17 protein-coding genes are annotated in these 24,309 nt (G+C 67.9%); 5 read left to right on the top strand and 12 right to left on the bottom strand.

Translation table 11 applies throughout. From position 1 onward, the window contains the following. Nucleotides 1-33: 33 nt before the first annotated feature. The 5 genes from rodA to ACOABP_RS09350 all read right to left on the bottom strand — a co-directional run bounded on the left by rodA (nucleotide 34) and on the right by ACOABP_RS09350 (nucleotide 6,314). A complete protein-coding gene (rodA, locus tag ACOABP_RS09370) occupies nucleotides 34-1,176 on the bottom strand; it encodes a rod shape-determining protein RodA (protein WP_474224704.1) in 1,143 nt (380 codons plus the stop codon). A gap of 13 nt (nucleotides 1,177-1,189) precedes the next feature. After that, the gene (gene mrdA / locus ACOABP_RS09365) at nucleotides 1,190-3,568 is read right to left on the bottom strand and encodes a penicillin-binding protein 2 (protein WP_474224702.1); all 2,379 of its coding nucleotides are present in this window, start codon (nucleotides 3,566-3,568) and stop codon (nucleotides 1,190-1,192) included. 44 nt (nucleotides 3,569-3,612) lie between these two features. Continuing rightward, on the bottom strand, nucleotides 3,613-4,125 hold the full coding sequence (mreD, locus tag ACOABP_RS09360; protein WP_066734734.1) for a rod shape-determining protein MreD: 513 nt from the start codon (nucleotides 4,123-4,125) through the stop codon (nucleotides 3,613-3,615). Beyond that, nucleotides 4,122-5,132 carry a rod shape-determining protein MreC gene (gene mreC, locus ACOABP_RS09355; RefSeq protein ID WP_474224700.1) on the bottom strand — a complete coding sequence of 337 codons (1,011 nt, stop codon included), beginning with the start codon at nucleotides 5,130-5,132 and terminating at the stop codon, nucleotides 4,122-4,124. Before mreC ends, mreD begins: the two co-directional genes overlap by 4 nt. A gap of 138 nt (nucleotides 5,133-5,270) precedes the next feature. Next, nucleotides 5,271-6,314 (bottom strand): rod shape-determining protein, encoded by a 1,044-nt coding sequence (locus ACOABP_RS09350; protein ID WP_019450345.1) that lies wholly within the window; start codon nucleotides 6,312-6,314, stop codon nucleotides 5,271-5,273. A gap of 840 nt (nucleotides 6,315-7,154) precedes the next feature. Here ACOABP_RS09350 and gatC point away from each other — a divergent pair. The 5 genes from gatC (at nucleotide 7,155) to gatB (ending at nucleotide 12,154) form a co-directional block, all read left to right on the top strand. Further along, the gene (gatC, locus tag ACOABP_RS09345) at nucleotides 7,155-7,454 is read left to right on the top strand and encodes an Asp-tRNA(Asn)/Glu-tRNA(Gln) amidotransferase subunit GatC (RefSeq protein ID WP_066734730.1); all 300 of its coding nucleotides are present in this window, start codon (nucleotides 7,155-7,157) and stop codon (nucleotides 7,452-7,454) included. Nucleotides 7,455-7,506: 52 nt separating this feature from the next. Then, the gene (gatA, locus tag ACOABP_RS09340) at nucleotides 7,507-9,006 is read left to right on the top strand and encodes an Asp-tRNA(Asn)/Glu-tRNA(Gln) amidotransferase subunit GatA (RefSeq protein ID WP_474224697.1); all 1,500 of its coding nucleotides are present in this window, start codon (nucleotides 7,507-7,509) and stop codon (nucleotides 9,004-9,006) included. Between the two features lie 28 nt (nucleotides 9,007-9,034). Continuing rightward, entirely contained in the window at nucleotides 9,035-9,505 is a 471-nt protein-coding gene (locus ACOABP_RS09335) for a hypothetical protein (RefSeq protein WP_474224695.1), read from the top strand. Nucleotides 9,506-9,531: 26 nt separating this feature from the next. Then, complete coding sequence (locus ACOABP_RS09330) at nucleotides 9,532-10,620, top strand: dienelactone hydrolase family protein (protein WP_474224693.1); 1,089 nt, start codon at nucleotides 9,532-9,534, stop codon at nucleotides 10,618-10,620. A gap of 79 nt (nucleotides 10,621-10,699) precedes the next feature. Next, nucleotides 10,700-12,154, top strand: a complete 1,455-nt coding sequence (gatB, locus tag ACOABP_RS09325) for an Asp-tRNA(Asn)/Glu-tRNA(Gln) amidotransferase subunit GatB (RefSeq protein ID WP_474224691.1) — start codon at nucleotides 10,700-10,702, stop codon at nucleotides 12,152-12,154. A 100-nt stretch (nucleotides 12,155-12,254) separates the two neighbouring features. On the opposite strand, the gene ACOABP_RS09320 is transcribed toward gatB, so the two are convergent. From ACOABP_RS09320 to ACOABP_RS09290, 7 genes are all read right to left on the bottom strand, one after another. Continuing rightward, nucleotides 12,255-13,232 (bottom strand): transglutaminase family protein, encoded by a 978-nt coding sequence (locus tag ACOABP_RS09320; RefSeq protein ID WP_474224689.1) that lies wholly within the window; start codon nucleotides 13,230-13,232, stop codon nucleotides 12,255-12,257. After that, complete coding sequence (locus ACOABP_RS09315; protein ID WP_474224687.1) at nucleotides 13,229-15,931, bottom strand: circularly permuted type 2 ATP-grasp protein; 2,703 nt, start codon at nucleotides 15,929-15,931, stop codon at nucleotides 13,229-13,231. The genes ACOABP_RS09320 and ACOABP_RS09315 overlap by 4 nt, the downstream gene beginning before the upstream one ends. 57 nt (nucleotides 15,932-15,988) lie before the next feature. Next, complete coding sequence (locus ACOABP_RS09310; protein ID WP_474224685.1) at nucleotides 15,989-19,411, bottom strand: transglutaminase family protein; 3,423 nt, start codon at nucleotides 19,409-19,411, stop codon at nucleotides 15,989-15,991. A gap of 97 nt (nucleotides 19,412-19,508) precedes the next feature. Beyond that, nucleotides 19,509-20,207, bottom strand: coding sequence for a tetratricopeptide repeat protein (locus ACOABP_RS09305; RefSeq protein WP_474224683.1), 699 nt, complete (start codon nucleotides 20,205-20,207; stop codon nucleotides 19,509-19,511). A gap of 202 nt (nucleotides 20,208-20,409) precedes the next feature. Further along, complete coding sequence (locus ACOABP_RS09300) at nucleotides 20,410-20,706, bottom strand: hypothetical protein (RefSeq protein WP_474224681.1); 297 nt, start codon at nucleotides 20,704-20,706, stop codon at nucleotides 20,410-20,412. A gap of 41 nt (nucleotides 20,707-20,747) precedes the next feature. After that, on the bottom strand, nucleotides 20,748-21,443 hold the full coding sequence (kdpE, locus tag ACOABP_RS09295; protein ID WP_474224679.1) for a two-component system response regulator KdpE: 696 nt from the start codon (nucleotides 21,441-21,443) through the stop codon (nucleotides 20,748-20,750). 1 nt (nucleotide 21,444) lies between these two features. Next, a complete protein-coding gene (locus tag ACOABP_RS09290; protein WP_474224677.1) occupies nucleotides 21,445-24,294 on the bottom strand; it encodes a DUF4118 domain-containing protein in 2,850 nt (949 codons plus the stop codon). Between the last annotated feature and the right edge of the window lie 15 nt (nucleotides 24,295-24,309).

Here is a 24,309-nt window from a genome sequence, read left to right as displayed (position 1 = left end):
GCAGTGTAGCAAAGTGACGTTGGCGCGAGCAGATCAGGTCTGGATGAGCCGCTTCTGCCGCGAAATGCTCATCAGGATGCCAATCCCCATGCCCAGCGTCACCAATGCCGTACCACCATAACTCAACAGCGGCAGCGGCACGCCCACCACGGGCAGGATCCCGCTCACCATGCCCATGTTCACAAAGGCATAGGTGAAGAAGATCAGCGTGATCGAGCCAGCCAGCAGCCGCGAGAACAATGTCGGCGCGTTGGCCGCAATATAAAGTCCGCGGAAGATCAGCAGCAGGTACAGCACCAGCAGCACGGCATTGCCGATCAGGCCGAATTCCTCCGAGAACACCGCAAAGATGAAGTCGGTGTGCTTCTCGGGGATGAACTCAAGGTGGGTCTGCGTGCCCTTGAGCCAGCCCTTGCCGGTCACGCCGCCCGAGCCGATCGCGATGATCGACTGGATCGTGTGGAAGCCCTTGCCCAGCGGGTCGGTGGTGGGGTCCAGCAGCGTGCACACGCGGTGCTGCTGGTAATCGTGCAGGACCGGCCAGCTCACGCCCGGCGCGCAGATCTGGCTTTCATAGCTGATCAGCAGCGTGATCGCCACGATGCCCAGGCCCAGCAGCGGCAGGATGATCTTCCAGGACAGCCCGGCGAAATAGATCACGTACAGGCCGGCGGCCAGCACCAGCAGGCCGGTGCCCAGGTCGGGTTGCTTGGCGATCAGGCCCACGGGCACGCCCAGGATGATCAGCGCCACCACGAAGTCGAACCATCTGATCACCCCTTCCCGCTTCTGGAAGTACCACGCCAGCATCAGCGGCATCGAGATCTTCATGATCTCCGATGGCTGGATCACCATGCCCACGTTGAGCCACCGTCGTGCGCCCTTGCGGATCAGGCCGAACATCGCCACGGCGATCAGCAGTGCCACCCCCACTGTGTAGAGCGGGACGGCGATCCGCATCAGCAGCTGGGTTGGCATGTAGGCAATCACTATCATCACGACGTAGGACAGCAGGATGTTGCGCAGCTGGTCCTCCACGCGGCCCGGCATGTCGATGGCGGCCGAATACAGCGCCACGATGCCCGTGGCGAACAGCAGGAAGACGATCAGGGCCAGCGGCTTGTCGAAACCGGTCAGGGCCGTCTTGATCGTCGATGCGACGCGGCGTTTATCCATGGCGCGTCTCCTTTTACTCTGAAACTTGTTTGCCGGCCGCATCGGCCTGGGCAAGGTTGGCGGTCCTGGCCGGGCGCGTACGCGGCGCCGGGGCCGGGGCGGACGCCGGCGTGACGCGCGGCGGCGGTGCCTTGGGCGCCGATGCCGGCAGCTTGCTGTGGCCCAGCGCTTGCAGCATGCGGTCGTCGAGCGTGGTCACGGCGGAGGCTGGCGCGATGGCAGCCGGATCGAGCTGCGCGGCGATCGACTCGGACGCACCGGTCGCCCTGGCCGCCGGCACCGGCACGGATGCCGCAGCCACGGCACTGGCGCCTGGCGCGCTGGCAGCGGCGGCAGCGCCCGAGGCGGCCGCCACGGTGGCCGGTGCGGTCTGCATCACCGTCGCCGTTGCCGCATTGGCGGTATCGCCCGTGGTGAACACGCTCGGCGTATCCACGGGCGGCCGGTTACCGGCGCGCAGCGCTTCCTCGGGCGGCGGCGCGGTGGCCTGCAGTTCCTCGGGCCACTTGCGCAGCAGGTAGTAGTCCATCACCTTGCGCGCGATGGGGGCGGCCACGGCAGCACCAAAGCCCGCGTTCTCCACGATCAGCGCCAGCGCGATCTTCGGATGGTCGGCCGGCGCGAATGCCGTGTACAGCGAGTGGTCGCGCTTGCGTTCGTCGATGGCGTGGTGGTTGTATTTCTCGTTCTTGCCCAGCGTGTAGGTCTGGGCCGTGCCGGTCTTGCCGGCCGACTCGTACGCCGCGCCGGCGAACACCCGCGCCGCCGTGCCGTTGTGCGTCACGGCCACCATGGCGCGCTTGATCACGTCGATATCGGCCTGCTTGAACGGCAGCCGGTAGCTTTCCTTGGGCACGGTCAGCGACCGCTTGCGCGACACCGAATCCTCGACGGCCTTCACCAGGTGAGGCTTCATCGCCACACCGTCGTTGACCAGGATCGACACCGCGTTGGCAAGCTGCAGGATCGTGAAGCTGTTGTAGCCCTGGCCGATGCCCAGCGAGATGGTCTCGCCGTCATACCATTTCTGCTGCTCGGGCTTGCGGTAGGCCTTGCGCTTCCATTCCGTGGACGGCAGGATGCCGCGGCTTTCGCCCTCGATGTCGATGCCCGTGACCTGGCCAAAGCCCAGCGGCTTCATGAAATCGTGGATTGCATTGACACCCATGTCGCGCGCCAGCGCGTAGTAATAGGTATCGCACGACTGCACGATCGACGCCTGCATGTCCACCCAGCCATGGCCGCCCGGCTTGTCGTCGCGGAACGTGTGGTTGCCCAGCGTGAAGAAGCCCGGATCGTGCATGCCCCAGGCAGCCGTGCGCTTGCCCGTGGTCAGCGCGGCCAGCGCCATGAACGGCTTGTACGTGGAGCCCGGCGGATAGGTGCCCCGCAGGGGGCGGTTCAGCAGCGGCTTGTCGGGCGATCCGTTCAGTTCGTCCCAGGTCTTGGAGTCGATGCCTTCGACAAACAGGTTCGGGTCGAAGGTCGGCTTCGACACGAAGGCCAGGATGTCGCCGGTTTCCGGTTCGATCGCCACCAGCGCGCCGCGGCGGTCGCCAAATAGCTGTTCGGCCAGTTGCTGCAGCCGGATGTCCAGCGACAGGATCAGGTTGTTGCCCGGCGTGGCCGGCGACGTGGACAAAGTACGAATCGGACGGCCGCCAGCGCTGACTTCCACTTCCTCGAAGCCGGTCAGCCCGTGCAGTTCGGTCTCGTAGCTTTGCTCCAGGCCAATCTTGCCGATGTAGCTGGTGCCCTTGTAGTTGTCGGCGTCGCGGCGCGGGTCGTACTTGGCGGGATCGGCGTCGTTGGCCTCGTCCATCGCGTCGATCCGTTCCTGATCGCGCTGCGAGATGCGGCCCAGGTAGCCCACCACGTGGCTGGCCGATTCGCCCAGCGGGTACTGGCGGAACAGGCGCGCACGGACGTCCACCCCGGGAAAGCGGAAGCGCTGCGCCGAAAACTTGGCGACTTCCTCGTCGGTCAGCTGGCTGCGGATCGGCAGGCTCTCGAAGCTGCGCGATTCTTCCAGCAGGCGTTTGAAACGGCGGCGGTCACGCGGCTGGATATCGACCAGCCGGGCCAGTTCGTCGATGGTGTTGTCGAGCGTGTCGGTCAGCTTGGACGGCGTGACTTCGAGCGTGTACGCCGAAAAATTACGCGCCAGGATCACCCCGTTGCGGTCCATGATGATGCCGCGGTTCGGCTCGATCGGCGCCACGGAGATGCGGTTGTCCTCGGCCTTGGCCGAGTACTGGTCGTGCTTGTACCACTGCAGCCACAGGAAGCGGGAAAGCAGCAGGCCAAAGCAGATGACCGTGAACAGGGCGGCCGCCGCCACGCGGATGCGGAAGCGGCCGATTTCCAGTTCGACGTTGCGGATTTCGGTCATGGCGGTACTGCGGGCGGCGTGGCGGTGTCAGGGAATGGGATGGGCTAGATCGGGCGCGTCTCGTCGACGTCGGCCGATCGGCGCTGCGGCGCCAGCAGCAATGCGGTGGCCATCGGCCAGAGCACGGCTTCGATCACCGGCGCCACCAGAAGTTGCCAGCCGGGCAGCGGCGCACCCATTGCCAGGCGGATCACCACCGGCACGGCATGGGTGATGAACAGCAGCGGCATCACATGCAGCGCCTGCGTATAGACCGAGAACCACAGCACGCGGCGGTGGATCGTGATCGCGAAGTACGCCAGCAGCGTGTAGGCCAGCGCGTGCTCGCCCAGCAGGCGCGCATCGTGCACATCCATCAGCAGACCTAGCAGAAACGCCACGCCCATGCCCACCTTGCGCGGCTGGTGGATGTTCCAGAACACCAGCACCAGGGCCACCATGTCGGGGATCCACAGCGTGGTGCCCCAGGGCATCAGGTTCCACAGGAAAGCCAGCACGAAGGTCAGCGCGATAAACGCGGGATTGACCGGTCGCAGCAGGTATTGGGATGTCGTCACTGGGAACGCTCCGGGGATTTCTGCTTGTCGGCGGGCTTGTCGGTGGCCTTCTCGGCGGGCTTGTCGCCTGCCTTGTCAGCAGCCTTCTGCTCGGCACCGGCACGTGCGGCCGCCGAACGGGCGCCCCTCTCGGCCTTGGTCGGGGCAGTCTCTTCCTGCGGGCGCGGGCCAAGTCCGGACTCGTAGCGCACCACCAGCAGCTGGCGATGCGAACGCACGCCGGCCACGGGTTCGCAGTACACACGCGAGAATGCGGTGTCGGCCTTGCGCTCGATCTGGACGATCTTTGCCACGGGCAGGCCCGGCGGATAGGTGCCGTCCAGGCCGGACGTCACCAGCAGGTCGCCCTGCTGCAGGTCGGCCGACGCGGCCATGAAGCGCAGATCCAGCAGCCCGGCGCGCGAGCCGCCAAACGCCACGCTGCGCAGGCCGTTGCGCACCACCTGCACGGGAATGGCCTGGTCCTTGTCGGTCAGCAGCGTCACTTCGGACTGGAACGGCGACACGCGCGTGACCTGGCCGATCACGCCGCGCTCGTCGATCACCGGATAGCCGGCGCGCAGGCCTTGCGCGCTGCCGTGGTCGATGACGATGCGCTGGCTGTAGGGGTCGCGGGCGTCGTAGAGGATCTCGGCCGCCGTGACCGGCGTGGCCGACTGCTGCTGCAGGTTCAGCAGCTTGCGCAGCTGGTTGTTCTCGGCCTCGAGCTGGGCCTGGCGTACGGACGCGTTGGCCTGCTCCACGGCGCTGTGGCGCAGTTCGCGGTTTTCATTGGCCAGCGTGACCGACGACTGGGCGTAGTCAAAGACACCGCGCAGTGCGTCGCGCGGCACCAGCACCAGGCGTTCCACGGGCATCAGGACGGTGGCGGCCACCTGGCGCGCGACGCGCATGGCGTCGAAGCGCGCATCGACAATCAGCAGTGCCAGCGCGATCGCCACGAAGACGACCAGGCGTGCAACGGCAGACGTGCCTTGCTTGAAGAGCGGCGGTGGAGAGTAATCCATTTACCGGTGCGCAGGCGAAACCATTCCGCCAGCGCGTCCGCACGCCCCTTGGGGGGTATGGCGGTCCGGGCTGGCGGGGGAAGACATCAAAGGGCGCGGGGACGGGGCGACTCGGGTCACCACGGTCCCTGCCTCGTATTACTCGTAGGAGAAGATGCTGCCGAGCTTGTCCATGCGCTCCAGCGCCATGCCCGAACCGCGCACCACGCAGGTCAGCGGATCTTCGGCCACCAGCACCGGCAGGCCGGTTTCCTCGGCCAGCAGGCGGTCCAGGTCGCGCAGCAGTGCGCCGCCGCCGGTCAGCATCATGCCGCGTTCGGCAATATCGGCGCCCAGTTCGGGCGGCGTCTGTTCCAGCGCGATCTTCACGGCCGACACGATCTGGTTCAGCGGATCGGTCAGGGCTTCGAGGATTTCGTTGGACGACACGGTGAAGGCGCGCGGGATACCTTCGGACAGGTTGCGGCCCTTCACTTCCATTTCGCGGACTTCGGAGCCCGGGAAGGCCGAGCCGATTTCCTTCTTGATCGCTTCGGCGGTCTGTTCGCCGATCAGCATGCCGTAGTTGCGGCGGATGTAGTTGACGATGGCTTCGTCGAACTTGTCGCCGCCCACGCGCACCGAACCCTTGTAGACCATGCCGCCCAGCGAGATGATGCCCACCTCGGTGGTGCCGCCGCCGATGTCCACGACCATCGAGCCAGACGGCTCCGACACCGGCAGGCCGGCGCCGATCGCGGCCGACATCGGCTCCTCGATCAGGTACACCTGGCTGGCGCCGGCGCCCAGCGCCGATTCACGGATGGCGCGGCGTTCCACCTGGGTGGAACCGCACGGCACGCAGATGATGATGCGCGGGCTCGGACGCAGCAGCTTGGTGTCATGCACCATCTTGATGAACTGCTTGAGCATCTGCTCGGTCACGGTGAAGTCGGCGATCACGCCGTCCTTCATCGGGCGGATGGCCTCGATGTTGCCAGGCACCTTGCCCAGCATCTGCTTGGCTTCCTTGCCCACCGCTGTAATCGTTTTCTTGGCGTTGGGACCGCCTTCCTGACGGATGGCCACGACCGACGGCTCGTCCAGGACGATGCCCTTGTCGCGCATGTAGATCAGGGTGTTGGCGGTGCCCAGGTCGATGGCCAGGTCGTTGGAGAAATAGCTGCGGAGAAATCCGAACATCAGGAATCCTGTCTTCTGTTGGTTCGCGGGTATGCGAAGCGGCCGGTGCCTGTAGCGGCCCGGCCACGAATACGTTTGCAAGGGTGATGGTTCACGGCTCCCCCGGTGCGTGCGGCTGACGCCGGCACCAGCCGGCTCGCCCGGTACCCCTGGCGCGGACAAGCCCCGGTGCGCCAGCGGGAATCCGCTTCGCCGGCGCATGCCTGCACGCCGGACCTACGGGAACCTTTGATTAGACTCTGCGCGAAAGTTCGCGGACAGATGCGCGGGACAGGACGGGAACACGCCTGACGATGGCAGTAGCCTAATCGGAGGAACCAGTTTCTTACGACTGAAAATACGATGAAAACGGGCCGCTAATTCGCGGCATTGCCATGATGCTGGCACATTACTGTTGCATGGTTGCGACGCCAGCCCCGGTATGCCGCCCGATCCAGCACATTGGCGACCTGGCAATTCCACCCGGTTACCGAATCTGGATGTTGCAACTGTGCCGACGGCATCACCGCCTGCCCGCTTTGCCGCGACCCAAGTGGAGCGCGCGTTGCGGGAAGACTGCAGCGCGTAATGATACCTTATAATTCCCGCTGTTTCGGGGCGTTTGGACCCTGAAAAACTTGTAACTTCGACGATCCTGGGGTGCCCCCCGGGCGCACCAGTCCGGCACGCCTTGGCCACCCCGCCAGTTGCCGGGCTCATGGCGTCCTTCCAGGCACCCCGACGGCCACCCGACGACGGTTGGGTGGACGCCGGCTCCGAACCGGCTTCCACCCCGTCTTCCCCGGCCGCAACATCTCCAGTCCGCAGGACTGAATCCGGCGAGAAGCGCCGCACCACGCCATGGCTCTCGAACTTTCCGACGTCAAGCGCATCGCGCACCTGGCCCGCATCGAAACCAGCGATGCCGAGGCCGAGCAAACGCTTGTGCAGCTGAACAACTTTTTCTCCCTGGTGGAACAGATGCAGGCGGTGGACACCACCGGCATCGAGCCGCTGGCCCACCCGCTGTCGGCCGTGCGCGACATCGCCCAGCGCCTGCGCGACGACGCCGTGACCGAGTCCGACCGCCGCACGGACTACCAGCGTCCTGCCCCGGCCACCGAGAACGGCCTGTACCTGGTGCCCAAGGTCATCGAGTGACGGCAGCGCGCCGCCCTGCCCTGTCGCCCATCCAGACGCCATCCGACCCGATATGACCTTTTCCGCTGATCAACAGACCTCGCTGCGCCAGATTGCCGACGCGCTGGCCGCCCGTTCCGTGTCCGCCGAGGAACTCGCCCGCGACTACCTGGCCCGCATCGACGCCGCCAAGGGCCTCAACGCCTTTGTGGACGTCAACCCCGACCTGACGCTGGCCCAGGCCCGCGCCGCCGACGAGCGCCGCGCCAACGGCCAGGCCACGCCGCTGACCGGCGTGCCGATCGCCCACAAGGATGTCTTCGTGACGCGCGGCTGGAAGTCCACCGCCGGCTCGAAGATGCTGGCCGGCTACGAAAGCCCGTTCGACGCCACCGTGGTGGAACGCCTGGGCGCCGCCGGCATGGTCACGCTGGGCAAGACCAACATGGACGAATTCGCGATGGGTTCGTCCAACGAGAATTCGTACCAGGGTGCCGTGCGCAACCCGTGGGACACCAACCGCGTGCCGGGCGGCTCGTCGGGCGGTTCGGCCGCTGCCGTGGCCGCTGGCCTGGCGCCGGCCGCCACCGGTACCGACACCGGCGGCTCGATCCGCCAGCCGGCGTCGTTCTCGGGCATCACCGGCATCAAGCCGACGTATGGCCGCGTGTCGCGCTACGGCATGATCGCGTTCGCGTCGTCGCTGGACCAGGGCGGCCCGATGGCCCATACGGCCGAAGACTGCGCGATGCTGCTCAACGGCATGGCCGGCTTCGACCCGAAGGATTCCACCAGCCTGACCCCGGAACTGGGCGGCGTGGACGAGGACTTCACGCGCCTGCTGGGTCAGCCGCGCGCCGGCGCCAGCGCCGACAAGCCGCTGGCCGGCCTGCGCATCGGCCTGCCGCGCGAGTACTTCGGCAAGGGCCTGGCCGCCGACGTGGAAAAGACCGTGCGCGCCGCGCTGGCCGAGTATGAAAAGCTTGGCGCCACGCTGGTGGACGTGTCGCTGCCCAAGACCGAGCTGTCGATCCCGGTGTACTACATCATCGCGCCGGCGGAGGCTTCGTCGAACCTGTCGCGCTTCGACGGCGTGCGCTACGGCCACCGCGCCGCCGAGTACCGCGACCTGCTCGACATGTACAAGAAGAGCCGTGCCGAAGGCTTCGGCACGGAAGTGAAGCGCCGCATCATGGTGGGCACGTACGTGCTGTCGCACGGCTACTACGATGCGTACTACCTGCAGGCGCAGAAGATCCGCCGCATCATCGCCGACGACTTCCAGCGCGCGTTCGCCGGGTGCGACGTGATCATGGGCCCGGTGGCGCCGAGCGTGGCCTGGAAGCTGGGCGAGAAGACCGCCGACCCGGTGCAGATGTACCTGGCCGACATCTTCACGCTGTCCACCAGCCTGGCCGGCCTGCCCGGCATGAGCGTGCCGGCGGGCTTTGGCGACGGCAACATGCCCGTGGGCCTGCAGATCATCGGCAACTACTTCGACGAAGCGCGCCTGCTGCAGGTGGCCCATGCCTTCCAGCAGGCCACCGACTGGCACCTGCGCCGCCCGGCCTGACCGCCCGCACGCCAACCGCCGAGCCACCATGCGCATGCACGCCCTGCCCCGCATCCCGCTGAGACTGGCCGCCGCCCTGGCGGTGGCCGTGACGCTGGCCGGCTGCCAGATCCCGTTCGTTGGCCGCTCCACGCCCATCGCGGCGCGCGACATCGACCTGGCCGGCAACTGCCAGCGCACCGAGGAAGACGGCTTCCGCGAGGACGCGCAGCTGCGCGTGGCCGACAACACCGTGCAACAGCTGCAGTGGAAGCTGTGGGTGGGCAAGCGCGGCTCGTGCAGCTTCAACCTGGCCGATTTCCGCCAGGTGCGCAAGACGCCGCACATCGAGCTGCGCGCCAACGACGGCAGCGCCTGCAAGCTGATGGTCTGGCAGGACCCGCGCCGCGTCACGCTGGCGCACGCAAGCTGCCAGGCGCACTGCACGCCCGGCATCTATGAAGAGGCGTGGCCCGTGATGTTCGAGCCGGGCACCGGCGAATGCGCACGCACGCGCTGACCCCCGGCTGAATTCGTCGATCGACCATGCCGCGCCTGCCCCCGCCCACCTCGCCGCCGAACGACTCGCCGCTGGTTCCGACCACGGTGGGACGCTGGCTGCGCGGGGCCCTGGCCGGCGTGGCCGTGGTGGTGGCGCTGATGCCTGCCGCACCGGCACAGCCGGCGGTGTCGATGGCGCCGCTATCGCCGCCGTCGCCCCTGACAGCGCCGGTGGCACCGGCCAGCGCGGCCGCCGTGGCAGCGCCGGCCACCGGGACCGAGCCCGCCACGGCGCGGGTGCGGCTGCCCGCCGACCCCGGCTCGCCGGCGCTGACCGCCTACTGGTTCATGCCGCGCGAAGGCACCGTGGCCCGCAGCCAGCTGCTGCCCGTGGTGGTGGCGCTGCATGGCTGTGGCGGCCTGATCGACATGAAGGTGGCGGCCAGACGTGCCGGCACGATCGAGGAAGTCATCGACCCGGCTGCCGGCCTGCAAAGCCGCTACCGCGAATACGCGCACTGGCTGACCGAGCGTGGCTACGCGGTGCTGATGCCCGACAGCTTCAGCCCGCGCGGCAAGGCGCAAGGCATCTGCACGGAATCGCTCGACGCGCGGTCCATCGACGACAAGACGCGCCGTGCCGACGCCATCGCCGCACTGCGCTGGGTGGCGAAGCAACCGGGCGTGGACACCCGCCGCATCGTGCTGCTGGGCTGGTCCAACGGGGCGCAGGCGGTGCTGGCCACCATCGACGCCAGCCGCCCCTGGCCGACCGATGCGCCGAGCGTCGACCGTGCCGTGGCGTTTTATCCAGGCTGCAAGCGCGCCGTGCAGCAGCACGATTTCAGACTGCGTTCGCCATTGCTGCTGATGATCGGCGGCGCCGACGACTGGACGCCCGCCACGCGCTGCGCAATGCTGCAGAATGCGGTGCAAAGCCGGCAGCCCAAGGCCCGCTTCCGCCTGGAGATCTATCCAGGCGCGTACCATGGCTTCGACGGCACCAGCGAGCTGCATGTGCGGCGCGACATCGCCGCACGCCATGGCTCCGGGGTCACCGTCGGCGGCGACGCCGTGGCGCGCGTGGCCGCGCTGGCCCAACTCGATTCATGGCTGGCGAGTTCCGATCCCTGACGACACAGACACCGCAGGGCCCGGAATCCGGCAACCGAACCAACATACTCAGAAAAGCACTTAGATTAGGAAAACCGCCATGCAATGGGAAGTGGTGATCGGCCTGGAGACGCACGCGCAGCTCTCCACGGCCTCCAAGATTTTCTCCGGCACCTCCACCGCGTTCGGGGCCGAACCCAATACGCAGGCTTCGCCCGTGGACCTGGCGCTGCCGGGCGTGCTGCCGGTGCTGAACCGCGGCGCCGTCGAGCGCGCCATCCAGTTCGGCCTGTCGATCGACGCCAGGATCGCGCCGCGCAGCATCTTCGCGCGCAAGAATTACTTCTACCCCGACCTGCCGAAGGGCTACCAGATCAGCCAGTACGAGATCCCCGTGGTGCAGGGCGGCCAGATCACCGTGCAGGTGGAAGGCAAGCAGGGCGTCTACGAGAAGACCATCAACCTGACGCGCGCCCACCTGGAAGAAGACGCCGGCAAGTCGCTGCACGAGGACTTCGCGGGCATGACCGGCATCGACCTGAACCGTGCCGGCACGCCGCTGCTGGAAATCGTGACCGAGCCTGACATGCGCAGTTCCGCCGAGGCCGTGGCCTACGCCAAGGCGCTGCATTCGCTGGTGGTGTGGCTGGGCATCTGCGACGGCAACATGCAGGAAGGCAGCTTCCGTTGCGACGCCAACGTGTCCGTGCGCCCGGTAGGCCAGGAGAAGTTCGGCACGCGCCGCGAGATCAAGAACCTGAACTCGTTCCGCTTCCTGCAGCAGGCCATCGACTACGAAGTGCAATGGCAGATCGCCGAAATCGAGGATGGCCGCGACATCGTCCAGGCCACGGTGCTGTTCGACCCGGACACCGGCGAGACGCGCGCCATGCGAACCAAGGAAGACGCGCATGACTATCGCTACTTCCCCGATCCGGACCTGATGCCGCTGGAGATCGACGCGGCCTGGATCGATCGCGTGAAGGGTGCGCTGCCCGAACTGCCGGCCGCCATGCAGGCGCGCTTTGTCTCGCAATACGGCCTGTCGGGCTATGACGCGAGCACCATCACCGCAACCAAGGCCCTGGCCAGCTACTTCGAGGCCGTGGTCAAGGAAGTGGGCACCGCCAGCGCCAAGCCGGCCGCCAACTGGCTGATGGGCGACGTGGCGTCGCAACTGAACCGCGACGGCATCACGATCGACGCCGCACCGGTGAGCCCGGCTCAACTGGCGAAACTGCTATCTCGCATTGCCGATGGCACGGTGTCGAACAACACGGCCAAGAAGGATGTGTTCCCGGCGATGTGGGCCGGCGAGTCGAACGGCGACGCCGACGCGATCATCGCCGCCAAGGGCCTGAAGCAGATGTCGGACACGGGCGAGTTGGAAAAGATCATCGACGACGTGCTGGCCGCCAACGCCAAGTCGGTCGAGGAATTCCGCGCCGGCAAGGAAAAGGCGTTCAACGCACTGGTGGGCCAGGCAATGAAGGCCACCAAGGGCAAGGCCAACCCGGCCCAGGTCAATGAACTGCTGAAGAAGAAGCTGGGCTGAGATCGCTGGATCGGGTCTCGCTTTAAAGAAACGGCCACGTTCGCGCGTGGCCGTTTTTTTTGACCCGATCAGTGGGCTGCAAATGTTGTGCGACGACGCGCTAGACCACGCCGGCAACCGGCACGACACTGACCTCCACCTCCACCGTATGCTCGCCGCCGCCGACGATCACGCCGTGCAGCAACGGCACGTCGCTGTAGTCGCGCGCGATGGCAAGCGTGACGTGGCGCGTGTCGGCCAGTACGTCGTTGGTGGGATCGAGGTCGATCCAGCCGTTGGCGGGGCACCATACGCCGGCCCAAGCGTGCGAGGCATCGGCGCCCAGCAGGCGCGGCTCGCCCGGCGGCGGGTCGGTGCATAGATAACCGCTGACATAGCGCGCGGCCAGGCCGATGGAGCGCAGGCAGCCGATCATCACCTGCGCGAAGTCCTGGCACACGCCGCTGCGCAGCGCAAAGGCCTCCAGCGCAGGCGTATGCACCTCTGTGGTCTCGCCGTGATACTCGAAATCGGCGTGGATGCGGTGCATCAGGTCGATGGCGCCGGCGGCCACGGTCACGCCCGGGGTGAAGCTCTGCAGCGCGTAGTCGCGCAGGTTGGCGTGCAGCGCCACGTTCGGCGAGGCATAGACGAACTCCGTCTCGGGATGAAACGGCTGGCCGGCGCGGTAGCGCAACTGCTGCGCCGCCTCTTCCCACGGCGTGCTCCGCGCCGCATCGAACGCGGCCCAGCGCGGCGTCAGCGTAACCGTGCTGCTGGTGACCAGGCGCATCGTCTCGTGCGGCACGTCGAGCATGAAGTGCAGCACATTGTTGCCGAACGCATCGGTGCGCATGTGCTGGTGCGACGGGGCCGGCTCCACATCGGTACGGTGCGCGCCAACCGCCTGCCACGGGTATGGCGGCGGCGTCACCACGGCACGCTGCTGCGCGTGCTCCACCGGCCATACGTACTGGTAGGTGGTGACATGGTGCACGTCCAGCGTGGTGGGCGCGCCGGGCGGCGTGACTGTCGCTGGCCGCCCGGGCAGTGCCGGCGGCCGGGCTTCGGCCGGTGGATCGTCCGGCTGGGTGCTCATGGCAGGTCCGTCTCCGGTGCCACGCCGGCATGGCTGAAGTAGCGGCCGCCGATTTCGTCGGACAGCTTCGCCATGCGCGCGCCAAGCTGGTCGCATAGCGCTGCCAGCTTCGGATGGCGATCCTTGTCGCGTTCGCACAGCAGCGAGCGCGACGGCAGCGCGCTGGCCGGCGGCAACAGTTCGGCCAGCGGCACGCGCGTATGGCCGGTGGCGCCCGTGGGCAGTTGCGCGAGCTTGTCGCGCAGGCGATCGAGCACGCCATAGAGGCCGCGCGGGTTGGTCGGCTCCAGCACCAGCAGGTCGACCAGCGCGGCCACGTCGCTGCGGCCCGGGAACAGCGACCGGTAGGTCAGCGTGCTGTCGAACAGGTGCAGCAGCATGTCGAAGCCGCTGCGCGACGCCAGCGCGCCGCTGCCCTCCGCCAGTTCCAGGAACAGCGCCAACGTGCCGAGCCGCTCGATATGGCGGCCGATAAACACCAGGCGCCACGCTTCGTCGCGTGTCATGCGGTCGCCCTGCGCGCCGCTGATCGCGCCCAGCTGCATCGATAGATGCTCCAGCGCGGCCAGCACCCTGGAACGGTCGTAGGCGCCCTCGCCGTGGCCCGCCGTGCCGGCCGGGCACGCGGCATCGGCCATGGCGTCCTGGAAGTCATTGCGCGCGGCCAGGATCGTGCGCCAATGGTCGTTGGACAGCCGGTTGCGGATCTCGTTGGCGGCGCGCGCGTGGCTGGCAAGCGTCGGCATCAGCCCCGTCACCGCGTTTGGATCGGCCAGCGTGGAGACCAGGCTGCGTTCGAACACGCGCAGCGACGCCTGCGGCGACGGCGTGTGCGGCGCCACCAGCCCGAACCACTGCGCCAGCAGGCCCAGCATGTTCAGCGTGCCGTCGTCGGTCTCGTCGTTCGATTCGATCGAGCCCAGGATCTGGCGGCACACGCGCACCACGTTCTCCGCGCGTTCGGCATAGCGGCCGGCCCAGTACAGGTTCTCGGCCGCACGGCTCGATACGGCCAGCGGCCGCGTCACCGCCGCGGTGCCCAGCGACGGCAGCGCCGTACGCGGCGAGGGCGATCCCGTCCCCGGGCGCGCATGGCTGGCCGGCGTGGGCATCGGCCCCTGCGCGGGCTGGTTCGACAGCACCCAGGTATCGGCACTGGTGCCGCCAAGCTGCATCGATACGGCTTCCAGATGAGGCGGTGCCAGTCGCGTGAAGCCGCCCGGCATGACCTGCCAGCCGCCATTGCCATCGGCCACCGCAAACACGCGCAACATGGCCGCCCGCGAACCGATCCGCCCGCCACCGTTGGTATCTGGCTCCCAGCACGGCGTATGCGAGAGCGGCAACGGTGCCTGCAGCGTATAACGATCTGGCGTTTCGGCGATGCGGTCGCGCCATGCGTCCAGTCGCTGCAAACCCTTTTCCATGCCCAGCGAGCCATCGGCCGGGGTGCGCGGATAGGTGGGCATCACGAACGCTTCGTCGAGCAGACGCAGCGCTTCTTCCTGCGCGGCGGCCTCGCCGCACCACCAGCTCATGACCGATGGCAGCACCAGTGGCTCGTCAAGCAATGCCTGCGCGATGCCGGGCAGGAAGCCATGGATGGCCGGCGACTCCAGGAAGCCCGATCCGGGCACGTTCGACACCACCACGTTGCCCGCGCGCATCGCTTCGAGCAGCCCCGGCACGCCAAGCATGGAATCGCTGCGCAGTTCCAGCGGATCGCAGAACACATCGTCGAGCCGGCGCAGGATCACGTCCACGCGCTCCAGCCCGCCAAACGTCTTCAGGTACACCACATCGTTGCGCACGGTCAGGTCCTTGCCCTCGACCAGCGTGATACCCAGATAGCGGGCCAGGAACGTGTGCTCGAAATACGTCTCGTTGAACGGGCCCGGCGACAGCAGCACGATCTGCCGCCCCGTGCCGGTCCCTGCCCCCGAACCCATGCCTGCGCCGGCGCCCTCTTCCGCCGCCCCCACCGGCACGGCCGGCGCCGCGTGCGCAAGCGTCGAGATCAGCTGCGCGAAAGCCGGCGGCAGGCGCCGCACGCGCAGTTCGCGAAACGCCTCGGCATACTGGCCCGAGATGATGAGCCGGTTCTCCAGCGCGTAGCCCATGCCCGAAGGCGTTTCGGTGCGATGCGCGATGACCGTCCAGCCATTGTCGGTATGCACCAGGTCCACGGCCATGGTCTGCAGGAAGCTGCCGCCCGGCGGCTGGTAGCCCTTGAGCGGGCGCAGGTAGCCGGGATGCCCGTAGACCAGCCCCGGTGGCAGCAGCCCGCGCCTGAGCAGCGTCTGCGGCCCGTAGATATCGGCCAGGATGGCGTTTGCCAGCGTGGCGCGCTGGGTCACGCCGGCCTCGATCACGGCCCAGTCGGCTTCCGACACCAGGAACGGAAAGACCTCAAGCTGCCAGGCCCGCGTGCCGCCGCCCTGGTCGGCGTAGACGTTGTACGTCACGCCGTTGTCGCGGATCCGGCGCGAGACGGCCGCCGCATGGGCGTTCAGCGCGGCAGGGCGAAGGTCGTCCAGGATGCGGAAGAAGCGCGCCCACGGCTCTCGCAGCGTGCCATCGGGCAGCCGCAGTTCATCGCGATGGCCGTCGGGGACGGGCTGCGCCAACCGGCCCGCCAGGGCGGCCGGCGCATCGGCAAGGTCCGATCCATCGAAAGGCAGCGACGACTGCAACGGCACGGCTGAAGGTTCTCCTGTGGGGTGGGCACGCCGGGCATGCCGGACACGCGAGATGCGCTAGGCAATGTCGCGCAGGTCCAGCGTGAACGGAAATTCCAGGCTGCGGCGTGGCGGCGGCGCCACCGACCGCCCAGGCGTATGCCCGATCGCGAAAAACCGCGCCAGGCGCCGGCTTTCCGCCTCGTACGCATTGACCGGGAATGTCTGGTAATTACGGCCGCCCGGGTGCGAAACATGATACTGACAGCCGCCCAGGCTGCGGTCCATCCACGTATCCACCACGTCGAATGTCAGCGGCGCGTGCGACGGAATGGTCGGGTGTAGCGACGACGGCTGCGCCCAGGCGCGATATCGCACCCCGGCCACGAATTCTCCGGCCCGCCCGGTGGGCTGCAGCGGGATGGTCTGGCCGTTGACCGTGATCACATGCCGGTTGTCGTTCATGCCCAGCACGCTGACCTCGATGCGCTCCACCGATGAATCCACATAGCGCACCGTGCCGCCGGGCGCGCCCTCCTCGCCCATCACATGCCACGGCTCCAGCGCAGTGCGCAGCGTCAGCGACAGCCCCGCCACGTCGACTTCGCCCACGCGCGGGAAGCGGAACTCGAAGTGCGGCGCGAACCAGCTCGACTCGAACACAAAGCCGGCAGCGCGCATTTCGGCCAGCACATCGTCGAAATCCATCTGCACGAAGGTGCCGAGCATGAAGCGGTCGTGCAGCGCCGTGCCCCAGCGCGTCAGCCTGTCCGTGTACGGCGTGCGCCAGAAGCGTGCCACCAGCGCGCGCAGCAGCAGTTGCTGCACCAGACTCATGCGCGCGTGCGGCGGCATCTCGAACGCGCGCAGTTCCAGCAGGCCCAGCCGGCCCGTGGGACCATCGGGCGAATAGAGCTTGTCGATGCAGAACTCGGAGCGGTGCGTGTTGCCCGTCACGTCGACCAGCAGGTTGCGCAGGATGCGGTCGATCAGCCACGGCGGCACCAGACCATTGCCCACCACTTCGCACAGGTCAAGCTGGCGGCGCAGTTCGTCGAACGCGATATCCAGTTCGTAGACCTGATCGTTGCGCGCCTCGTCCACGCGCGGCGCCTGGCTGGTCGGGCCGATAAACAGCCCCGAGAACAGGTACGACAGCGACGGATGGTTGTGCCAGTACGCGATCAGGCTCGCCAGCACGTCGGGCCGGCGCAGGAACGGGCTGTCGGCCGCCGTGGCACCGCCCAGCACGAAGTGGTTGCCGCCACCGGTGCCCGTGTGGCGCCCGTCGAGCATGAACTTCTCGGTGGACAGGTGCGTTTCGTGCGCGGCCTGGTACAGGTAGTCGGTGTGGTCCACCAGTTCCGGCCAGTTGGCGGCGGGATGGATGTTCACCTCGATCACGCCCGGGTCGGGCGTCACCTGCAGCAGCTTCAGGCGCGGATCGCGCGGCGGTGGATAGCCTTCGAGCACGATCCTGAAGCCCAGTTCGGCGGCGGTGGCTTCCACCTCGGACAGCAGCGCCAGGTAATCCTCCAGCACGGTCAGGGGCGGCATGAACACATAGAGAATGCCGCGCCTGTCTTCCATCGATTTCAGCTCGACAGCCGGGCCAGCCGCGCGGCTCGGGTGGCGAACTTCAACGCAGACCGCCGTGCGGATGGTGTCGCTGGCCGATTCTCCGCGCGCCGGCGCCACGGCCTGCGCGGCGGACTTGCCACCCGGGCGCGCCTGGCCCCGTGCCTCGGCCCGGCGTGCGGCCATTGCCGCCGGGCTGTAGGCGGCGGCCGGCGACTGCGCGCGCAGCGGTACCGCCGCCGGCAGCGGCGCGCGGGGTGCGAACGGGTCCTGTTCGAACTGCCACGGATAGTCGGCCTTCGATACCCATGGCAGCGAATCGAGTGGCAGCCGGTAGCCCATCGGCGAATCGCCGGGCAGCAGGTACATGCGTTCGTCGCGCACGAACCAGCGGCCGGTCAGCCAGGCGCCCTGATCATCGCGCGCCAGCGGCAGCACGTAGCCGGTGACGCTGGACAGGCCGGCGTCGAACACCCGCCGCAGCCGCGTACGCTCCAGTTCGTCGTCGAGCTTCGTCTCGAACGGATCGACGTTGACGGGCAGCCGGCGCTCGCGCCACAGGTAGTACCAGACATCCTCGTAGCCGGGCGTGACGGTGCCGGCGTCAAGCCCGAGCCGGCGCGTCAGGGTGTCGAGAAAGCGCTGGGCATCGGCCGACGCATAGTGGTCGGGCTCGCGCTCGTCGGCAAACAGCGACGGGTCCTGCCAGCAAGGCTGCCCGTCGGCGCGCCAGCAGATCGACAGCGCCCAGCGCGGCAACTGTTCGCCGGGATACCACTTGCCCTGGCCGAAATGCAGGAAGCCGCCCTCGCCGTACCGCGCACGCAGCTTGTGCACCAGTTCGGTAGCCAGCCCGCGCTTGGTGGGGCCCAGCGCATCGGTATTCCATTCCGCGCCGTCGCGGTCGCGCGCCGCGACAAAGGTGGGCTCGCCGCCCATCGTCAGCCGTACGTCGAGCGTCTGGAGCTGGCGGTCCACGGCCAGGCCGGCGGCGTCGATGGCTGTCCACTGCGCATCGGTATAGGGCTTGGTCACGCGCGGCGATTCGTAGATCCGCGAGATCGACATATGGTGCTTGAACGTCACTTCGCATTCGTCCACCGCGCCGCTGACCGGTGCTGCGCTGCTGGGCTCGGGCGTGCAGGCCAGCGGGATATGGCCCTCGCCGGCCAGCAGCCCCGATGTGGGATCGAGCCCGATCCAGCCCGCGCCGGGCAGGTAGACCTCGCACCAGGCATGCAGGTCGGTGAAATCGGCTTCGGCACCCACCGGGCCATCCACGGCCTTCACGTCGGGCGTCAGTTGCAGCAGGTATCCGGACACGAAGCGGGCGGCCAGCCCCAGATGCCGCAACGTCTGCACAAGCAGCCAACCGGTGTCGCGGCACGATCCCGACGCGTTTTCCAGCGTGGTCTCGGGCGACTGCACGCCCGGTTCCATGCGGATCAGGTAGCGGATCTCGCGCTGCAGCCGCTGATTCAGGTCCACCAGGAAATCCAGCGTGGCACGCGGCGCGCGGTCGATGCTGTCGACAAAGGTGGCAAGGCGCGGCGTCAGCGGGTCTTTCGCCAGGTAGGGCGCCAGGTCATGCGCCAGCCCGGCATCGTACGCAAACGGAATCTTCTCGGCGGACGGCTCCAGGAAGAAATCGAACGGGTTGTAGACCGCCATCTCGGCGATCAGGTCCACCGTGACGCGGAATTCCGTGGTTTTCTCAGGAATCACCAGGCGGGCCAGGTAATTCGAGAATGGGTCCTGCTGCCAGTTGACGAAATGCTGCACCGGTTCGATGCGCAGCGAATAGGACAGGATCGGCGTGCGGCAATGCGGAGCCGGCCGCAGGCGTACGACTTGCGGCGACAACTGCACCGGACGGTCATAGCGGTAGTGTGTGACATGACTCAGCGCGACGTGCGTGACCACTGGCGACCCCCGGGGTTGTGTGTAGCGTCAGGCTTAGCAAGAGTTGTACCGCCTGCCCGTTCTTGCGGACGGGGGGGCGTCCGGCAACCGCGCCGGCCTACATCTGGTTCTTTGCGCGCAGGCCTTCTTCGAGCAGCGACCGCAGCTTTGCCAGCGCGCCGGGATCGCCGTGCGAGGCCGCCCGGGCGTACCAGATCTTGGCCTGCTCGATGTCCTTGTCCACAATGCCCGGATAGCCCCGCTCGTAATAGCTGCCCACGATGTACTGCGCCCCGCCGTCTCCGGCGGCGGCGGCCTTCGAGTACCAGGTGAAGGCGCGGCCGTAGTCCAGCGGCACGCCGCGCCCCGTGAAGTAGTTGGTCGCCAGCGCCATCTGCGCCTGGATATGGCCACCCTGCGCCGCCCGCTCATACCAGCGGTTGGCCTCCTCCAGAGACTTCGGCACCAGCTCGCCGCGCTCGTACAGATCCCCGAATGTGTACTGCGCATGTGTCATCTGGTTGTCGGCGGCGCGCCGCAGCCAGACCAGCGCCTCTTGCGGCCTGGCTGTCGTGCCTTCGCCACGCAGCAGCATCATCGCGTAGTTGAACTGGGCCAGCCGGTTGCCCTTCTGGGCCGCCTCGGCAAAGCCCTTGATCGCGGCATCGAAATGGCCGGCTTCGTAGGCGGCAACGGCTTCGCGGGTCTGGGATTGGGCGGGAGCGGGAGGCTCGGTGGCCGCGTGGGCGTGTAACCCGGCCGCCGCCGCGAGAACCAGCGTGACCAGACGGATCTTCGAGGCGACGGTTGCAGGCATGGTGAACTCCGAAGGCCGGCAGGGCAGGCTGGATAGCGAGGGCGATGAATTCAGTGTAGCTGGCGATTCATCGACGCGTTTATTCTCATGATTGATTTCAACATGTATTCATACGCAATCTACATTCTTTTTAAGAATACATTGCACGAACGTGCTGGCACCCAGCCGATGCCCCTCCGGGGTGCCAGCACGCAGGAAAGGATCAGCCAGCGTTTTCCAGCGCCGTGATGCGCGTCGCCAGGGCAGCGATCTGCCGCCCGACGCCGACGCTGGCCGCGCCAATGGCAACGCTATAGGGCGCCGATGCATTGGCCAGGTGCCCGAAGGCCGACGCACTTTCGGCCGCAGCCGCGGCCTTGAAGCCCGCGGCCGTCGCGTTGAGCGCCGAAGCCACGGTGGAACTGCCCAGCGCCGTGCCGTTGTCGCCGGTGGCGGCACTCCGGGCGCCCAGCGCCGTCGACCATGCGGCCGCGGCGCAGGTAGGCCAGGACGTATCCATGGCGCCCCCCCCTGCTACCTGTGATGGCGCGTCCGCGCCCTCTATCCCGCGAACCGGTATCCGACGCCCACCTCGGTCAGCAGGTGCGCCGGCTGCGCCGGATCGGTTTCGAGCTTGTGGCGCAGATGGCCCATATAGACGCGCAGGTAGTGGCTGCTTTCAGAGTGGGCGGGGCCCCAGACCTCGCGCAGCAGTTCGCGGTGGGTCATGACCTTGCCGCGATGAGCGATCAGCACCGCCAGCAGCCGGTACTCGATGGGCGTCAGATGCACCTGCGTGTCGCCACGCGTGACCAGCCGGTTCGCCAGGTCCACACGGACATCGCCGAACGCCACCTGCGGCGTGCCCTGCGGGTTCGCCTTGGCATGGCGGCGCAGCAGCACGCGCACGCGCGCCACCAGTTCGCCCACGCCGAACGGCTTGGTCAGGTAGTCGTCGGCACCGGCATCGAGCGCGGCAATCTTGTCGGCCTCGTCGGTACGCGCCGACAGCACCAGCACCGGCACTTCGGTCCACGTGCGCATTTCGCGGATCAGCGTCATGCCGTCGCCATCGGGCAGGCCCAGGTCCAGGATCACGATGTCCGGCTGGCGCGTGCCGGCGTCGATCAGGCCGCGCCTGAGCGTATCGGCCTCGTGCACGGTGCAGCCCTCGGCCTGCAGCGATTCGCGCACGAAGCGGCGGATATGGGGCTCGTCCTCGACCAGCAGCACGGTCGGCGAATAATCGAATGGCATTTCAGTTCGGATCGGGAAGGATGGCGTCGACCGGTTCCGGCTCGATCGCGGGAGGATTGCCGCGCGGCAGCGCCAGCGTGAAGCGCGCGCCGGGCCCGGCCGACGCCACCCAGATGCGGCCGCCGTGGGCCTGCATGATGGCGTCGCACACGGCCAGCCCCAGGCCCACGCCGGCGGTGGCCGATTCGCGCTGGCCGCGCGTGAATTTCTCGAAGATGTGGCGCTCCTGGCCCGGCGCCACGCCGGGGCCTTCGTCCTCGACAATCAGATGCACTTCGTCGTCGAGCAGTTCGCCACGAATACGCACGACGGTGCCGGGCGCGGTGTACTTGGCCGCGTTCTCCAGCAGGTTGCACAGCACGCGCTCCATCAGCACGCCGTCGCATTCCACCAGCGGCAGCGCGGACAGGTCGTCCACCTGTACGCGATGCGCCTTCAGTGCCTCGCGCATCGACGCCAGCGCCGCGCCCACCAGTTCCTCCAGCGACTGCCAGCCGCGCTGCAGCGCCACGTCGTGCTGCTGCAGCCGGGCCATGTCGAGCAGGTTCACCACCATGGTGCGCATGCGCAGCGCCTGGCCGCGCATGGCGTCCACGGTCTCCGCCACGTCGCCAGCCAGCGGGGGCGTGGCACGCTGCAAGGTCTCGGCCATGCCGATCAGCCCGGTCAGCGGCGTGCGCAGGTCGTGCGACACGGCAGCCAGCAGCGAACTGCGCAGCCGTTCCGATTCGATCGACACCAGCGCGCGCTGCGCCACTTCCACGTAATGCAGCCGCTCGATGCCGATGGCGATCAGCGTGGCGAATACATCGGCCTGGCGCCGCAGTTCGGGCTCGGCCAGCGCATGCCAGGCGCGCGGCTCCACAGCCAGCACGCCACGCGTCTGCATCGGCGCCTTGAGCGGCAGGTACAGCACGGTGCTGCCGGGCAGGGTATGGGTGCCGGTGCCGGCCGGCTGGCCGTGGTCGAACACCCACTGCGCCAGCACCGTGTCGATGGCTTCGCCCTTGTCTGTCTTCCCGCCCGGGGTGCCGCCGGCCACCGGCACCAGCCGGCCCTGTTCGGACATCAGGAAGAACGTCACGTGCGCATCGAACGCGGCACGCATGAAGCGGCTGCCGATTTCGACCACCTGCTCGGTGGTCAGCGCGGCAGACAGTTCGCGCGCCAGTTCGTACAACGTGCGCGCATCGGTTTCGCGCCGCACGGCCACCTGCGCCTGCTCGCGCAGGCCGGCCGTCAGTTGCCCGATGACAAGGCCAACCGCCAGCAATACGAAGAACGTCAGCAGGTATTGCACATCGCTGACAGCGAACGACATGCGGGGCGGCACGAAGAAGAAGTCGAACGCGGCCACCGCCAGCACCGATGCGAATGCCGCCGGCCCCCGCCCGTGGCGCAGCGCCACGCCAACCACACCGGCCAGGAACAGCATTGCAATATTGACCAGGTCGAACCACGGGCGGGCCAGCATCGACAGCACCGTGGCACCGGCGCACCACACCACGGCAAACGCGTAGTCGCGCCGGCGCATGCGCGCCAGTTCGGCCCTGGCCTCCAGCGCGGCCTGCGCGTCGGCGTCGTGACGCGGCTCAACCATCTGCGGCGCGCGCGGCCGCAGGTCGGCACGCGTGGTGTCGGCTGCCACCCGGATCACATCGATCTCGGGACACCCTGCCGCCAGCGCATCGGCAAACGTCTGCTTGCCGATCAGCCGGTTGCCCGCCCCCACCACGGGCGACAGGGCACGCGCCAGCCACATGCGCGCCTGGTCGATCAGCGTGCCCTCGGCACGCCAGTCGGTACGGGCGCGCCCCACCAGCACCTTGGTCAGGTTGTGGCGGCGCACGTAGCCGGCCACCGCCTTGACCATGTCATGCCCGGCCAGTGTCTCGGTGCGGGCACCCAGTTCCTCGGCCAGTTGCATGGCTCCGCGTACGCGCACGCGCACGGGGTCGGCCAGCGGCATCAGCCGTGGCGTGGCGATGGTGACCACATGCCAGTCGCAATCGAGCTGGCTGGCCAGGCGCCGCGCGCTGCGCACCACCTGCTCGGCATCGTCGCCGGTACCAATGCACGCCAGCACGGCCTCGCGCGTGCGCCAGACCGGCTGGATCGCCTCGGCATGGCGGTAGGCGCGCACGTCGTCATCGACGCGATCAGCCGTGCGCCGCAGCGCCAGTTCGCGCAGCGCGATCAGGTTGCCCTTGCGGAAGAAATGGCGGGCCGCGTGGCGCGCCTGGTCGGGCAGGTAGACCTTGCCCTCGCGCAGCCGGCGCAGCAGTTCGTCGGCGGGCAGGTCGACCAGCACCACATCGTCGGCACCATCGAACACCGCGTCTGGCACCGTCTCCCAGACACGCACACCGGTAATGCCGCCGACGGCCTGGTTCAGGCTGTCCAGGTGCTGGACGTTGACCGTGGTCCAGACATCGATGCCGGCGGCCTGCAGTTCCTGGATGTCCTGCCAGCGTTTGGGGTGGCGGCTACCCGCCGCGTTGGAATGCGCGAGTTCGTCGACCAGCACCAGCGCCGGACGCCGCGCCAGCGCACCATCGAGATCGAACTCCTGCAGCACGCGGTCCCGATAGGGCACATCACGCAGCGGCAGCCGTTCCAGGCCATCGAGCAGAGATTCGGTTTCGGCACGGCCGTGGGTTTCGACCACGCCGATCACCACGTCCACGCCCTGCCCGCGCAAGGCCCGCGCCGCCGCCAGCATGGCAAAGGTCTTGCCCACGCCGGCCGATGCACCAAAGTAGACCCGCAGCTTGCCGCGTGCGGCGCGCGCGCCCTCCGCCTGCATGCGTTGCAGCAGGGCGTCGGGGTCCGGGCGGGCGGTGTCGGTCATCGTGCGGGGATTGTG

It is taken from the genome of Cupriavidus sp. HE11 (assembly GCF_056097175.1).
This window is presented reverse-complemented; position numbering and strand designations above follow the sequence as displayed.

Bases quoted from the DNA above. Each gene is read 5' to 3' on its own strand.
- rodA (WP_474224704.1), bottom strand. From the start codon at position 1,176: ATGGATAAACGCCGCGTCGCATCGACGATCAAGACGGCCCTGACCGGT.
- mrdA (WP_474224702.1), bottom strand. From the start codon at position 3,568: ATGACCGAAATCCGCAACGTCGAACTGGAAATCGGCCGCTTCCGCATC.
- mreC (WP_474224700.1), bottom strand. From the start codon at position 5,132: ATGGATTACTCTCCACCGCCGCTCTTCAAGCAAGGCACGTCTGCCGTT.
- ACOABP_RS09350 (WP_019450345.1), bottom strand. From the start codon at position 6,314: ATGTTCGGATTTCTCCGCAGCTATTTCTCCAACGACCTGGCCATCGAC.
- gatC (WP_066734730.1), top strand. From the start codon at position 7,155: ATGGCTCTCGAACTTTCCGACGTCAAGCGCATCGCGCACCTGGCCCGC.
- gatA (WP_474224697.1), top strand. From the start codon at position 7,507: ATGACCTTTTCCGCTGATCAACAGACCTCGCTGCGCCAGATTGCCGAC.
- ACOABP_RS09335 (WP_474224695.1), top strand. From the start codon at position 9,035: ATGCGCATGCACGCCCTGCCCCGCATCCCGCTGAGACTGGCCGCCGCC.
- ACOABP_RS09330 (WP_474224693.1), top strand. From the start codon at position 9,532: ATGCCGCGCCTGCCCCCGCCCACCTCGCCGCCGAACGACTCGCCGCTG.
- gatB (WP_474224691.1), top strand. From the start codon at position 10,700: ATGCAATGGGAAGTGGTGATCGGCCTGGAGACGCACGCGCAGCTCTCC.
- ACOABP_RS09320 (WP_474224689.1), bottom strand. From the start codon at position 13,232: ATGAGCACCCAGCCGGACGATCCACCGGCCGAAGCCCGGCCGCCGGCA.
- ACOABP_RS09305 (WP_474224683.1), bottom strand. From the start codon at position 20,207: ATGCCTGCAACCGTCGCCTCGAAGATCCGTCTGGTCACGCTGGTTCTC.
- ACOABP_RS09300 (WP_474224681.1), bottom strand. From the start codon at position 20,706: ATGGATACGTCCTGGCCTACCTGCGCCGCGGCCGCATGGTCGACGGCG.
- kdpE (WP_474224679.1), bottom strand. From the start codon at position 21,443: ATGCCATTCGATTATTCGCCGACCGTGCTGCTGGTCGAGGACGAGCCC.
- ACOABP_RS09290 (WP_474224677.1), bottom strand. From the start codon at position 24,294: ATGACCGACACCGCCCGCCCGGACCCCGACGCCCTGCTGCAACGCATG.